Raw genomic sequence first — 13,938 nt, forward strand, 5'->3', positions numbered from 1 at the left:
CAACCATAAGAAGAGAGGGGCGTCGTGGGACACGATCGAGCCGGGCAGCCGGCGCAGCCGCAGGATCTCGAGGATCTCGCGCAGTTGGTGACGGCCTACTACAGCCGCATCCCCGACCCCGAGAACCCTGACGAGCGGGTCGCGTTCGGCACCTCCGGGCATCGCGGTTCCAGCCTGGACGGCGCCTTCAACGAGGCTCACATCCTCGCCACCACCCAGGCCATCGCCGAATACCGGGCAGGCCAGTCGATCACCGGCCCGCTGTTCCTCGGCCGCGACACCCACGCGCTCTCCGAACCCGCCTGGACCAGCGCACTCGAGGTGCTTGCCGCCAACGACGTTGTGGTGCTGATTGATTCCGGTGGTCGATACACCCCGACCCCCGCGGTCAGTCACGCGATCCTGCGGTACAACGAGTCGGGTCCGGCGGCAAGGGCCGACGGCATCGTGGTCACGCCCTCGCACAACCCGCCGCGCGACGGCGGATTCAAGTACAACCCACCGCACGGCGGTCCGGCCGACACCGCGGCCACCTCGGCGATCGAGGCGCGCGCGAACGAGCTGATCGCGGCGGGGCTGGCCGGGGTGAAGCGGGTCCCGCTGGCGGCGGCGCTGGCGGGTGCGGCGCGGCCGTACGACTTCCTCGCCACGTACCTCGACGACCTGCCCAACGTGGTGAACCTCGACGCCATCCGCGCCGCGGGCATCCGGGTCGGGGCCGACCCGCTCGGCGGCGCCAGCGTCGACTACTGGGGTGCGATCGCCGAGCGACACCGGCTCGACCTGACGGTGGTGAATCCGCTGGTCGACGCCACCTGGCGGTTCATGACCCTCGACACCGACGGCAAGATCCGGATGGACTGCTCGTCCCCGGACGCGATGGCCTCGCTGATCGGCACGCGCGACCGGTTCGACATCGCCACCGGCAACGACGCGGACGCCGACCGGCACGGCATCGTCACGCCGGACGGCGGGCTGATGAACCCGAATCACTACCTCGCCGTGGCCATCGACTACCTCTACGCGAACCGGCCCGGCTGGGCGCCTGGCACCAAGGTCGGCAAGACCCTGGTGAGCTCGTCGATGATCGATCGGGTGGTGGCAGGCCTCGGCCGGGAGTTGGTGGAGGTGCCGGTCGGCTTCAAGTGGTTCGTGCCCGGGCTGCTGACGGGAGAACTGGGTTTCGGCGGCGAGGAGAGCGCCGGCGCCTCGTTCCTGCGCACCGACGGCCTGGTGTGGACGACCGACAAGGACGGCCTCATCATGGCGCTGCTGGCGTCCGAGATCGTCGCCGTCACCGGGCGCTCACCGTCGGCCCGGTACGCCGAGCTCGCCGAGCGGTACGGCAGCCCCGAATACGCGCGGGTCGACGCGCCCGCAAGCCGCGAGCAGAAGGCTGCCCTGGCGGCGCTCTCGTCGGATCAGGTCACCGCGACCGACCTGGCGGGCGAGCCGATCACCGCGACGCTCACCGCGGCGCCCGGCAACGGCGCGGCGCTCGGCGGACTCAAGGTCTGCACGGAGAACGCCTGGTTCGCCGCGCGGCCGTCCGGCACCGAGGACAAGTACAAGATCTACGCCGAATCGTTCAGGGGTGGAGAGCATCTCGCGCAGGTGCAGGACGAGGCGCGGGAGCTGGTGTCCCGGGCACTGGGAGCAGGCGCCTGAGGCGAGGCGCCGCTGGCTAGGATCGGTGGCAATCATGCACACCACCGCAGCCAAGCTGCCACGCGAGATCTGGGTCCTGGTTTCGGCCAGTTTCGTCATCGCCCTCGGGTTCGGAATCGTCGCACCGGCACTGCCCCAGTTCGCCCGCAGCTTCGACGTCGGGGTCACTGCCGCGACGGCCGTGATCAGCGTGTTCGCGCTGATGCGACTGCTGTTCGCGCCGCTGAGCGGCGCGTTCGTGCAGCGGCTGGGGGAGCGTCCGACCTATCTCACCGGGCTGCTGATCGTCGCCGCGTCGTCCGGCGCGGTCGCGTTCGCGCAGGATTACTGGCAGCTGTTGCTGTTCCGGGCGGTCGGCGGTGTCGGGTCGACGATGTTCACCGTGTCCGCGCTCGGCTTGCTGATCCGGATCACGCCGCCCGGTATCCGCGGACGGGTGTCGGGCCTGTACGCGACGTCCTTCCTGTTCGGCACCATCGGCGGCCCGCTGGTCGGCGGCGCGCTGGCGGGCTTCGGGCTGCGCGCGCCCTTCCTGATCTACGCGGTGGCGCTGCTCATCGCGGCCGCGGTGGTCTATCTCAGCCTGCGGGGATCCGCGCTCGCCTCACCGGAGGCAGGCGGCGCACCGATCACCATGTCGCTCCGCGAGGCGCTGGCCTCGCCGACGTACCGGGCGGCGTTGGCGTCGAACTTCGCCAACGGCTGGGTGTCGTTCGGAGTCCGGGTGGCGATGGTGCCGCTGTTCGTGGTCGAGGCGCTGGACGAGGGCACCGCGCTGGCGGGCGTGGCGCTGACTGTCTACGCGGTCGGCAATGCGCTCGTGCAGATCCCGGCGGGGCGGCTGTCGGACCTGCGCGGCAGGCGGCCCTTCGTGTTGGCCGGGCTGGCCGTCAGCGGGGCCGCGACGATGTTCCTGGGGTTCAGCGAGAACCTGCTGGTGTTCCTCGCGCTGTCCCTGATCGCGGGCATGGGGTCCGGGCTGATGAACCCGGCCCAGCAGGCCGCGGTCGCCGACGTGATCGGTTCCAAGGCCAGGGGCGGTCCGGTGCTGGCCACCTTCCAGATGTCCTCGGACGTCGGGGTGGTGGTGGGTCCGCTGATCGCGGGCGTGTTGGCCCAGAACCTGTCTTACGGTGTGGCATTCGCGGTCACGGGTGCGCTGATGCTGGTCCCGATCGCGTTCTGGGTGGTCGCGCCGCGGACGATCCCGGAGGCGTCAACCGGGGATGCCGACCCCGATCAACGCGCCAACCAGATAGGTGGCCGCGACCGCGATCGCGCCGAAGGCGAGCTGCCGGATGGCCCCGCCGACCTTCGACTTCGCGGTGAAGCTCGCGGCGAGCGCGCCGACGATCAGTAGGCCGATCCCGCCGATGGCCAGCCCGGCGACGAGCGACTCGAAGCCGAGCAGGTACGGGATCAGCGGGATGACCGCGCCGATGCAGAACATCAGGAACGACGAGCCCGCGGCGACCAGCGGTGACGGCTTCTCGCTCGGGTTCACGCCGAGTTCGTGGGTGAGGTGGATGTTGACCGCCCGCTCGGAGTCGTCGTGCACCTCCGCGGCTGCGGCCTCCGCGGTCGCCTCGCTCATGCCCATCGCGGTGAACGTGCCGACCAGCTCGGCCTGCTCGGCCGCGGGATGGCGGGCCTGAGAGCGTGTCTCGACCCTCACCTCGGCCTCGATCTGTTCGTTCGCGGTGGACACCGAGGCGTACTCGCCGAGCGCCATGGAGAAGGCGCCTGCCACGAGTCCCGCGACACCGCTGAGGATGACGGTGTGCGCCTCGACGCCTGCGCCGCCGACACCCGCGATCAGCGAGGTGTTGGTGACCAGGCCGTCCATCGCACCGAAGGTCGCCGCCCGGAGCCAGCCGCCGGACACGTTCGAGTGGGTGTGATCGAACTCGTGCGGGAGCGCGGTCTCGCTGTGCTCCTGGCCGGGCTGCGGCTCGCTCATAACGGTGAATCTACGCCGATCGGTACCGTGGGCCTGGTGTGGATTCGGATCGTCAGCCTGCTTGCCAGGCTCGGGCTCGCGGCCGTCTGGCTGATCTCGGGAGTGCTCAAGGCCGCGGACCCGGCGGGAACGGTGATCGCGGTGCGCGCCTACCAGTTGCTGCCGGAGTCGCTGGTACGGCCGGTCGCGAACGCGCTGCCGTTCCTCGAGATCGCGCTTGGGCTGTTGCTGCTGATCGGACTGGGGGTCCGGCTTGCTGCCATCGCGTCGGCCCTGCTCTTGGTGGTGCTGATCGGGGTGATCATCTCGGTGTGGGCCCGCGGGCTGTCCATCGACTGCGGGTGCTTCGGCGGCGGCGGGGTTGCGGACGTCGACGGCTGGGACTACGCCCGCGAGATCGCCCGTGACGTCGGGTTTCTCGCGCTGGCCGGGTGGCTGACCGCGTTCCCGCGCAGCCCGTTCGCGCTCGGGCCGCGGTCTCGGCCCGTGCTCTCAGTGCCACCTCAGCATGGGATGGCAGAGTAAAGCCACATTTGAATCTCGGAGCGAAGGACTGCATCTGTGAACCCGAAGAACGGCAAACCCGTCACCTCCCTGCAGCCGACGTCGAGTCGGTCGACGTACATCCTCGGGGGACTGGCGGTCCTGGTGATCGCGGCCGTGGTGATCGGCGGGGTCATCTGGCAGAACAATCGGAGCAAGCCGCGTAACGAGGGCTATGGCGGCGTGTCGAATTCGGCCGTGCAGGTGGCGGTGCAGGAGGACGGCATCGTGCGGATCGGCGTGCCGGACGCGCCCACCACCGTCGAGGTGTTCGAGGACCCGATGTGCCCGTACTGCGCCGAGTTGGAGAACAAGAACGGTCAGGAGGTCGCGCAGAAGATCGACGAGGGCAAGGTCGCGGTGCGCTATCACATCCTCGACTTCCTCAACCGACTCTCCGCGAGCGGCGACTACTCGACCCGCGCGGTGGCCGCATCGATGTGCGTCGCCGAGAGCGGTGACGCGATCGCGTACTCGAAGTTCCATGCCGCGCTGTTCTCGCCCGAGAACCAGCCCGCGGAGAACGGCTCCTCGGACCACTCCAACGCCGAACTGGCCCAGATCGCCAAGGACTCCGGCGCGGGCGACGCCGCCGTGGCATGCATCTCGGACGGCGCCAAGGTGAACGAGGCCGCCGCGTCGGCGCAGAAGGGCCGCGAGGCACTGGCCGCGAGCGGTGCGGCCGGGACGCCCACGGTGATCGTGAACGGCGCCATCGTCGATGCGCTCGGCAATCCGGACTGGGTCTCCGAGCTGAACTGACGCCGGCCGTGAGGGCGGCGGGCACCGACAATCTCGGTGCCCGCCACCCTCGGTCTGGGTAGGCTGTGACCAGGCAATTTGTTGGCCGGAGCGGCGATGGTGTAACTTTCTTCCAGCACGGAGGAGCACGCGCTCGGTGCGAAAAAAGAACTGAATACGGGGCTATGGCGCAGCTGGTAGCGCACCACACTGGCAGTGTGGGGGTCAGGGGTTCGAGTCCCCTTAGCTCCACCCAAGAAGGCGAACCCCAGGTCAGATTATGTTTCTGACCTGGGGTTCGTTTGTGCTCGGTGGCGGGGTCGGAATGTCCGCAGGTGGCCGCTGATGACACGTTCCCCTCTCGACGCCGGTCCGATCAGCCGGTCGGGCGGGTGATCGACTTTCGTGGGGGGTCGGTCGCGCCGATCGGCGGATTCGCCGGAGGCAGGTGGATATCTAGTTTCGAGATCATGCGACGCGGAACAGTGGTGTGGACAGGGATCGCCGGACTCGTATTGGCGCTCGCCGTACCGACGACGGGACAGGCGGCGCCGACACCGAACACGGTGTCCTCCGACGTCTTCGACAACTTTCTCGCTCGATCTCTGGAATCCACCGGACTGCCCGGAGTGTCGGCGGTCATCACCCGGCACGGCGAGCTGGTGCACGCGGCAGGATACGGCCACGACTCGACGGGCGCGGCGGTCACCGAGCGCACACCGATGCGGATCGCCTCGCTGAGCAAGGCGTTCACGGCGACGGCGGTACTGACCCTGGTCGAGGACGGTGCGATCGCGCTGGACAGACCGGTGACCGAGCAACTTCCCGAATTCCGGATCGACGATCCGCGCGCTGACCGGATCACCGTGCGGCACTTGCTGAATCAGACTTCCGGGCTCGCCGATCCGACCGTCGATATCACGGCGACCGAGTCGGCCGCGTCGCTCGAACAGTACACAGCGACCCTGCGCACGGCCCGCCTGGCAGCCGACCCCGGTACCCGCTGGGCGTACTGCAATGTCAACTACAACGTGGCCGCCCGGCTGGTCGAGGTAGCTAGTGGACAGCCGTTCAGCGACTACCTGCGCGATCGGATCTTCGGTCCACTCGGCATGACCGGCAGTGCGGTCGACGACGACATCGTCACGCCCGCAGACGGTTTCATATCGATCTTCGGGCTCTGGATCGCCCGACCCGAGCTGCCGGGATTCCTCGACGACAGCGGGAGCGGCGGGGTCGTCACCGACGCTGCGGATATGGGGCGCTGGCTGATCGCCCAATCCGGAGACGGTCCCCCACTGGTCGGCGCGGAGAGCCTGGCCACCCTGCACGCGCCGTCACCGGTGCGCAACTACGGGATGGGCTGGGGCTCGGAGAACACCGACGGCGCACCGCTGCTGACCCATTCGGGCAACCTGTTCACCTATACATCGGCCGCCGCGCTCGATCCGTCGACCGGCTATGGCTTCGCGGTCCTCGTCAACAGCGCCGCGCTGCAGGACGACGCCTACACGATCCTCGGCGGGCTGGTGGCCCTGAGCCGTGGCGAGAGCCCCGAGGTGCCTGGCGGTGACCGGCAGTGGTTCGAAGCCGGACTCGCGGCCACGGCGGTAGGTGCGCTCGGCCTCGGCATCGCCGGCGTCGTCCGGTCCAGGCGCTGGGCGATCCGCCATCGGGCGGTCCGGTGGTGGTCAGTCGCATTGCGGTCGATTCCGGCGCTGATGCCGCTCATGTTGCTCGCCGGTCTTCCACAAATCCTGTCGCTGTTGATGAACGGCAGGACAGTGACCTGGGCGCAGCTCACATACTTCCCCGCACCGCTCACCATCACGCTGGTGACCTGCGCGATCGCAGGCGCCGCGACGTTGACCGCACGGCTGCTCCGGCGCTCACTAAGCTCGATCCGATGAGGAACAACGCGGGGTTTGCGCTCATCGCGGTCGTCTGCCTGCTCAATGGGTTCTTTCTCGACGCTCTCCCGCTCGCGCGCCAGGCGCTGTTCGCCGCCCTCGCGGTCATCGCGTACCTGTACGGCCGCCGCGTCCATACCGCACGGGGCTGGCTGGTGCAGTGTGTCGTCGCGTTGCCGGCCGTGGGCTACTGCGCGGTGAACTTCTCTATCGGCGTCGGGGCGCTGCTTTGCCTGGTCGTGTTCGTCACGCTGCCCTGGCTGGCGGGGCGGTTCCGTCGGCAGCAAGCCGAGCTGATCGAGGCGGGGCTCGCCCGCGTCGCCCAGCTCGAGCAGGAGCAGGCGTTGGTCGCTGAGCAGGTCACCCTGCGTGAGCGGGCCAGGATCGCCGCCGAGATGCACGATTCCCTTGGTCACGACCTCGCACTGATCGCGTTACAGGCCGGGGCGATGGAACTGTTGCCGGAGCTGCCCGAGCCGAATCGGGCTGCGGTCCAGCGCCTTCGCGAGTCGGCGGTGTCGGCCACGGATCGGCTGCGAAGCTCCGTCGCGGTCCTGCGTGATGCGGTCGCCGCGCCTGGCCTGCCCCGCGACGAGTCCGTCGCCGCGCTGGTCGAGCGTGCCGAGGCCGCGGGTATGCGCATCCGCTTGGACCTGCCGGTGGATTCGATCCCCTTGCCACACCTGGTCGGTCGCGCGATCTATCGAGTCGTGCAGGAGTCGCTGACCAACGCGGCACGCCACGCACCGAGCGCGTCGGTCACGATCACGGTCGAGCAGTCATCGTCGGCCAGCACGATCACCGTCCGCAATCCCGTACCGGCCGCCGTAGCCGCTCCCAGCGCCCCGGCAGGACACTGGCGAGGACCAACGGCAGGCACGGGATTGGCCGGGCTCCGCGCGCATGCCGAGCTGGTCGGCGGCACCCTGTCCGCCGAACACGATGGGAATGAATTCGTCGTGCACGCACGATTTCCCGGGGTGTGTGGATGAGCATTCGGGTACTCGTAGCCGACGACGAGGCCATGATCCGCGCAGGAATTCGGTCGATCCTCACAACCGACCCGGCCATCGAGGTCGTCGCCGAGGCCGCGGACGGGCGCGAAGCAGTGGACTCGGCGCTGGCGCACCGGCCTGGTGTCGTGCTGATGGACGTGCGAATGCCCCGGCTGGACGGGCTCTCGGCGGCCGCCGAACTACGCGGGGCCGCGCCGGAGATCGCCGTCGTCGTGCTCACCACCTTCGACGAGGACGACTACGTGGGTGCCGCGCTCGACGCGGGCGCGGCTGGTTTTCTGCTCAAGGCCGCCGATCCGCGCGAACTGATCTTCGGCGTGCACGCGGTCGCGGGCGGCGGTGCCTACTTGTCACCGCGCATCGCCAAGAAGGTGATCGCGCAGAGGGACGGCGGCGTCTTCACCCGTGCCGCTTCGGCCCGCACGCAGATCGCCGAGCTGACCGTGCGGGAGCTGGCGGTTCTCGCCCGCATCGGCCACGGTCTGTCGAATCGGGACATCGCCGTCGAGTTGTTCATCGCCGAGGCGACGGTGAAAGCCCACGTCAGCGCGATCCTGCGCCGGCTCGATCTGAAGAACCGGGTCCAGGCGGCGATCCTCGCCCACGAAGCGGGCTTGACGGCCCCGGAACCCTGATCCTCCCCACCTTCTGTGCAATGTCACGGAAGCCCAACGGTTGCCGTCGGATCCTCGCCAGTCTGCGGGCCATCTGTTTCACTTGGTGCGAATGTGACCTGAGTGACTGGTGTTACCTGTCTGAAAGGAGAGCGGCGCCCGCGGATCACCCGTGCCTGCGCCCATTCCGAAGATGAAGATGACCACGATGATGGCCGGACTGGCCGCCGCGACCGTGACCGCGATGGTGCTGCCCGCGGGAGCGCTGGCCCAACCGGTCGCCGAGGCGGCCGCGGAGACCCCGCTGACCGGCAGGACGGTCTTCCTCGACCCCGGACATCAGGGCACCGCTCACACCGAGAACCTCTCCCGGCAGGTCGACGACGGCCGCGGGGGCAAGAAGGACTGCCAGACCACCGGCATGACCAGCCGCGGCGGCGTCCCCGAGCACACGATCAACTGGGACGTCTCGCAGCTGGTGAAGACGAGCCTGGAGACCCTGGGGGCGACGGTCGTGCTCAGCCGCCAGGACGATTCCGGCTGGGGCGGCTGCGTGGACGACCGCGCCCGCGCCGCGAACGAGTCTGGCGCGGACCTGGCCATCAGCATCCACGCCGACTCCACCACCGCGGAGGCGGACGCGTCGCGTCGCGGGTTCCACATGATCGTCCCGGAGCTGCCGGTGCCCGACGCGGCCGTCGACAAGGCGCAGTCCGGCCCCGGCCTGCAGGCCTCGCGACAGATGCGCGACGTCTACGTCAAGAACGGCTTCACCCCCGCGAACTACGCCGGGGTCGTCGAGGGGCTGCAGACCCGCGGCGACGTGGCCGGTCCCGCGCTCACCACCGTGCCGCTGGTCTTCGTCGAGATGGGCAACGGATCCAATCCCGAAGACTCGGCCGTCCTCGACAGCCTCGACGGCCGCCTCAAGCACGCGATCGCGATCACCACCGGAGCCGTAAACTACCTGATGGAGGGCGGGGTGGCCGAGCCGGCCCCGGCCGCAGGCGCCACGACCACATCTGCGGCGCCAACGACGACCACGACCGTCGCCCCGCCGTCCGCATCCGCGACAAAGCCCGCGAAGCCGAGCACGACGACGCCGAGCGGGACGCCCGACAAGCAGGCGCCGGCGGGCGGCGGCCTCACCGAGGTGCTCGCGCTGCTGCAGCCGCTGCTCGAGGAGCTCGGCCTCGGCGGGTTCACGGGATTGGCCACCGACGAGAACCTGGGACTGGTCTCGAACCTGCTGAGCGGGCTCCTCGAGACCCTTGCGGGTCAGGGCGCCCAGGGCTGACCTGTTCCGACCGGCCTACGATGGTGGCCGGTCGAGACGGAGGTGCAGCGGTGGCGAAACGACGGATTCCCGTCGTCCTGGTCGCGGGATTCCTCGGCGCCGGTAAGACCACCCTGCTCAACCACCTGCTGCGCAACAACCGTGGCGTGCGGATCGGTGTCATCGTCAACGACTTCGGTGCCATCAACATCGATTCGATGATGGTGGCGGGCCAGGTCGATTCGATGGTCTCGCTGAGCAACGGCTGCCTGTGCTGCGCGGTGGACGTGAGCGAGATGGACTCGATGCTCGACCGGCTGGCCCACCCTCGCTCGGAGATCGACGTGATCGTCGTCGAGGCCAGCGGGCTGGCGGAGCCCCGCAACATGGTCCGGCTGGTGCTCGGCAGCGAGAACCCGCGCATCGCCTACGGCGGGCTGGTTGTGCTGGTCGACGCCGTGGAGTTCGAGGACACCAGGGCAGCCCACCCGGAGCTCGATCTGCACCTGCGGCTGGCGGACCTGTTGGTGCTCAACAAGACCGACCGGATCTCCGAGCCCGAGCACCGCACTGTGCTGGCCCGGGTGGACGACCTCAGCGGCAGCGTCCCGGTGGTGTCGACGGCGCACGGCCGGATCGACCCACGGCTGCTGTTCGACGAGGTGACCAGGCCCGACGACGGTCCGCGTCAGCTGAGCCTCGACGAATTGCTCGCCGACCCGCACGACCACGACTGCTCCGACCACGAACATCTGCACGACCGCTACGAGGCCGTGTCCTTCAGCACCGACGCACCGATGGATCCGCGGGCGCTCGTGGAGTTCCTCGAGGACCGGCCGGCCGGGCTGTACCGGATCAAAGGCTTTGTGTACTTCGGGATCTCGGGGCACACGCAGAAGTACGTGATGCAGGCGGTCGGTCGGCACATCCGCTTCGAGACGGCTGCCTGGGGCAGGGGAGCGGCTCGCGTCACCGAGCTGGTGCTCATCGGTACCGGTCTCGACGCCGACGATCTGCGGCGGCGCCTCGAAGACTGTGTCCGGGTACACGAAAGCGGTGCCGCGTCATCGCGCGGCACCGCCGCGGCGGCCATGACCGGCGTGCACCGCTACGTGGTGGAGGTCTGAGCGGCACGGGGAACCGGACCGTTGTCAGAACGGCCAGATCAGGGGAACGAGAAACACCGCCACGCAGACGAACAACGCGGCACACGGCAGCCCCAGCTTCCAGTAATCACCGAAACGGTAGTCACCGGGGCCCTGGACCATCAGATTCCCCGGGGTGGCGACCGGGGTGAGGAACGACGCCGCGCCCGCGACGGTGATGCCCATCATCATCGGCAGGATCGACACGTGGGCGCTCTCGGCGACGGCGACGGCGACTGGAGCCACAATCAAGACCGTCGCCAGATTGCTCAGGAACTGCCCGAGGACGAGCACCAGCAGGACGATGCTCGCGAGCAGGAGATGCGGTGAGCTCGAGCCGAACCACGACACCAGGGCTGTCGAGATCTTCTCCGCGGCGCCGCTCGTCTGCAGAGCTGTCGCGAGCGGGATCATGCCGGCCACCACGATCAGTGTCGTCAGCGACACCGAACTCTGCACCTGGCTCATCGTCACCACCCGTGACCCGACCAGGATCGCGCCCGCGAGCAGGACCACGATGGCGGGCGGGAACACGTCGAACGCCAACAGCGCACACATGGCCGCCAGGACCGCGACCGCGACGTACGACCTGCGGCCGAGGTGCACCGACTGCCGCCTGATCCGGTCCGGCGTGTCCACGGGGAGCACGCCGGGGTGGCCTGCCTTGCGTTCCAGGTCCTCCCAGGTCCCGCGAAGCACCAGCACGTCGCCGGTGCGCAGGTGGGTGCGCTGGATTCGGTCCTCGCCGCGTCGGACGGCAGTGACGACCAGATCCCCGGATTCGGTGCACATTCCGGGGTACACGAGGTCGCCGACGAACTGTGACCGTGGCGGGATCACGACCTCGATGAGCCCGTCTTCGTAGCCGATGCGGGCGGAGCCCGGGGCCAGCGCGTAGTCACGCGCGAGCGTCTCGGCGTGATCGCCCAGGTTGCGGGGCGCGTTCGGTGCGTACCGGTGCGGAAGCAAGCGGGGGCCGAGCGCCACGACGATCACCACGACGCCCACCAGCAGCGGGATGCCGACAAGCGCGAACTCGAAGAAGCCGAACGCGCGGGCACCGGCCTCGACGGACAGCTCCGACACGAGCACGTTGATCGGGGTGCCGAGCATCGTCAGCATCGAACCGGCATGGGCGGCGAAGGCGATAGGGATCAGGATCTGGGACGGTGGCTGCCGCAGACCCGCCGCCAGGGTCACCCCAACCGGCACCAGTGCGGCGACGGTGCCGTTCACGCTGATGAGCGCGGTCAGCAGTGCGGAGAGCAGCATCAGTGCGACCACGACCGACGATCGCTTCTCACCGACCCGGCGGGTCAGCTGCTGCCCGGCCCACGCCGTCACCCCGGTCGCGTCGAGGGCCTCACTGATCACAAACAGCCCGGCGAGGTAGACAACGATCGGGTCGCCGAAGCCGGCGATCGTCTGCTCGAAGGTGATCGCGCCGGTGAGATACAGCGCCAGCGCGACGCCCAGGGCCACGACCGCCGGCGACATCCTGTTCGTGATGAACGCGACGATCGCGGCGATGAGGACCAGGATCGTCGCCAATATGGGGTCCACGTGTTACGGGTCCTTCCTCAGCGGATTCCCGTGCGGAACCGACGGGTGGCGCTGTGCTGTCAGAAGGTGTCGAGTTGGGCGTCGATCTCCGGCAGGCGGGTGGCGCGCGGCTCCTCGATCAGGGCGCCTCGGACCACGACCGTGCGAGGCGCGGCGAGGGTGCGCATGGTGTCGAGCGGGTTGGCGTCGAGAAGCACCATGTCGGCGTCTTTCCCGGGTTCGATCGAGCCGATCCGGTCCTCGAGCCCGAGGATCTGCGCGTTGGTCTGGGTTGCGGCGTGCAGGGCTTGCGCCGGGGTGAGGCCGCCGTAGCGGACCAGCAGGTCGAGTTCGCGCCAGGTGTTCGAATGCGTCACGTAGGTGACCGCCGAGTCGGTGCCCATCCCGAGCACGATGTCGTTGTCGAGCGCGGACTGGATACCCGACACCATTTCCTCGAGGACGAGTTTCGCGTTCGCCAGGACGATGTCGTCGGCGCCGGTCACCGACTGCGGTAGCTTCACGAGCGGAAGGCAGGCCTGCAGCGTCGGGATCATCGCCGAGTAGCCGCGCAGCGAGTTCGGGTTGTTCTTGTAGAGGGCGATCGCCTCGTCGTTCATGCTGCTGCCGTGCTCGATGGTGTCGACACCGGCTCGCAGCGCCGCGATCACACCCTCGACGCCCTGCGCATGGGCTGCGACGAGCACGCCCCTGGCGTGGGCTTCCTCGCAGATCGCCTGCATGCCCTCCTCGCTCATCTCGGGCTTGCCCGCATGGCCCACCTCGGTGGCATCGGTGACGCCCCCGGTCGCGGAGATCTTGATGGTTTGCGCGCCGCGGTCGAGGTTCTCGCGGGTGGACCGACGTCCCTGCGAGGGGACGTCGCAGACATGCGCGATCTGTGGTGCGCCGTGACCGCCGGTGATTGCCATCAGCGGCCCCGACGGCAGGAGGCGGGGACCGACGTACTCGCCGCGTTCAATGGCATTGCGGGCCTCGATCACCTCGTCGCCGACGTCGCCGACGCTGCGGATCGTGGTCACACCGGTGTGCAGCTGGGTGAGCACGTTGGTCTTGGTGCGTCGCCTGAGCATCCAGCGTCCGGCCGGGCTGTGCAGGAACTTGGTGGCCAGCATCGCGGTCCGCGGCCGCGTGTAGATCTTCGGCAACGGCTTACCGTCGGCGAACAGGTGGGCGTGGGCGTTGATGATGCCGGGCATCAGGAAGCGGCCGGTGCCGTCGATGATTCGGTGACCGGTGGGGACCTGCGCCTGCGCGGACGGTCCCGCGTACTCGATTGTGCCCGAGGAGTTCACGATGACGGTCCAGTCGGTGTGAACGGTGCCGACGGCGTCTCCGCTCACGACGGACACCTGTGTGATGGCGAACGGTGTGACCATGTCTCACTCTCCGGTCGAGCTGAATTCGATTGACGGGTAGTCAGTTCGACACTATATGGGGATCCGTTCCGGTGTTCGGGCAGGTGGGAACGGGTGGCGCAGTGTCGGCCACGGTACAGTGGC

At 68.9% G+C, this 13,938-nt stretch carries 11 protein-coding genes, 1 tRNA gene and 1 pseudogene; 10 read left to right on the top strand and 3 right to left on the bottom strand.

The features are described 5' to 3' along the window. Positions 1-24 precede the first annotated feature (24 nt). Both pgm and ACFXMV_RS12580 read left to right on the top strand, forming a co-directional pair. A complete protein-coding gene (gene pgm / locus ACFXMV_RS12575; protein ID WP_378500273.1) occupies positions 25-1,668 on the top strand; it encodes a phosphoglucomutase (alpha-D-glucose-1,6-bisphosphate-dependent) in 1,644 nt (547 codons plus the stop codon). Positions 1,669-1,702: 34 nt separating this feature from the next. Further along, positions 1,703-3,028 (top strand): MFS transporter, encoded by a 1,326-nt coding sequence (locus tag ACFXMV_RS12580; protein WP_378500272.1) that lies wholly within the window; start codon positions 1,703-1,705, stop codon positions 3,026-3,028. On the opposite strand, the pseudogene ACFXMV_RS12585 reads toward ACFXMV_RS12580, so the two are convergent. Next, a pseudogene (locus ACFXMV_RS12585) lies at positions 2,975-3,628 on the bottom strand (VIT1/CCC1 transporter family protein); the annotation flags it as partial. The gene ACFXMV_RS12580 and the pseudogene ACFXMV_RS12585 sit on opposite strands and share 54 nt — an antisense overlap. Positions 3,629-3,664: 36 nt before the next feature. Between ACFXMV_RS12585 and ACFXMV_RS12590 the strand changes: the two are divergent. The 8 genes from ACFXMV_RS12590 to ACFXMV_RS12625 all read left to right on the top strand — a co-directional run bounded on the left by ACFXMV_RS12590 (position 3,665) and on the right by ACFXMV_RS12625 (position 10,855). Continuing rightward, entirely contained in the window at positions 3,665-4,153 is a 489-nt protein-coding gene (locus tag ACFXMV_RS12590; protein WP_378500271.1) for a MauE/DoxX family redox-associated membrane protein, read from the top strand. 36 nt (positions 4,154-4,189) lie between these two features. After that, positions 4,190-4,933, top strand: coding sequence for a thioredoxin domain-containing protein (locus ACFXMV_RS12595; RefSeq protein WP_378500270.1), 744 nt, complete (start codon positions 4,190-4,192; stop codon positions 4,931-4,933). A 158-nt stretch (positions 4,934-5,091) separates the two neighbouring features. Then, positions 5,092-5,164, top strand: a tRNA-Ala gene (locus ACFXMV_RS12600). A 218-nt stretch (positions 5,165-5,382) separates the two neighbouring features. Beyond that, positions 5,383-6,822, top strand: a complete 1,440-nt coding sequence (locus tag ACFXMV_RS12605) for a serine hydrolase domain-containing protein (RefSeq protein ID WP_378500165.1) — start codon at positions 5,383-5,385, stop codon at positions 6,820-6,822. After that, positions 6,819-7,814 (top strand): sensor histidine kinase, encoded by a 996-nt coding sequence (locus ACFXMV_RS12610; protein WP_378500166.1) that lies wholly within the window; start codon positions 6,819-6,821, stop codon positions 7,812-7,814. The genes ACFXMV_RS12605 and ACFXMV_RS12610 overlap by 4 nt, the downstream gene beginning before the upstream one ends. Next, entirely contained in the window at positions 7,811-8,473 is a 663-nt protein-coding gene (locus ACFXMV_RS12615) for a response regulator (protein ID WP_378503269.1), read from the top strand. Before ACFXMV_RS12610 ends, ACFXMV_RS12615 begins: the two co-directional genes overlap by 4 nt. Positions 8,474-8,645: 172 nt before the next feature. Continuing rightward, a complete protein-coding gene (locus ACFXMV_RS12620) occupies positions 8,646-9,749 on the top strand; it encodes an N-acetylmuramoyl-L-alanine amidase (protein ID WP_378500172.1) in 1,104 nt (367 codons plus the stop codon). A 50-nt stretch (positions 9,750-9,799) separates the two neighbouring features. Then, positions 9,800-10,855 (top strand): CobW family GTP-binding protein, encoded by a 1,056-nt coding sequence (locus ACFXMV_RS12625; protein ID WP_378500169.1) that lies wholly within the window; start codon positions 9,800-9,802, stop codon positions 10,853-10,855. Between the two features lie 24 nt (positions 10,856-10,879). Here ACFXMV_RS12625 and ACFXMV_RS12630 read toward each other — a convergent pair whose 3' ends face one another. Together ACFXMV_RS12630 and ACFXMV_RS12635 are read right to left on the bottom strand one after the other, a co-directional pair. Next, a complete protein-coding gene (locus ACFXMV_RS12630; protein WP_378500170.1) occupies positions 10,880-12,436 on the bottom strand; it encodes an SLC13 family permease in 1,557 nt (518 codons plus the stop codon). Positions 12,437-12,495: 59 nt separating this feature from the next. Next, positions 12,496-13,779, bottom strand: coding sequence for an amidohydrolase family protein (locus ACFXMV_RS12635; protein ID WP_378500171.1), 1,284 nt, complete (start codon positions 13,777-13,779; stop codon positions 12,496-12,498). Positions 13,780-13,938 lie beyond the last annotated feature (159 nt).

Origin of the sequence: Rhodococcus sp. NPDC059179 (assembly GCF_042754885.1) — a bacterium.
Taxonomy (GTDB): Bacteria; Actinomycetota; Actinomycetes; order Mycobacteriales; family Mycobacteriaceae; genus Rhodococcus_G.

Coding starts and splice junctions, on each gene's coding strand:
- ACFXMV_RS12580 (WP_378500272.1), top strand. CDS start 1,703: ATGCACACCACCGCAGCCAAGCTGCCACGCGAGATCTGGGTCCTGGTT.
- ACFXMV_RS12605 (WP_378500165.1), top strand. CDS start 5,383: ATGCGACGCGGAACAGTGGTGTGGACAGGGATCGCCGGACTCGTATTG.
- ACFXMV_RS12610 (WP_378500166.1), top strand. CDS start 6,819: ATGAGGAACAACGCGGGGTTTGCGCTCATCGCGGTCGTCTGCCTGCTC.
- ACFXMV_RS12615 (WP_378503269.1), top strand. CDS start 7,811: ATGAGCATTCGGGTACTCGTAGCCGACGACGAGGCCATGATCCGCGCA.
- ACFXMV_RS12620 (WP_378500172.1), top strand. CDS start 8,646: ATGAAGATGACCACGATGATGGCCGGACTGGCCGCCGCGACCGTGACC.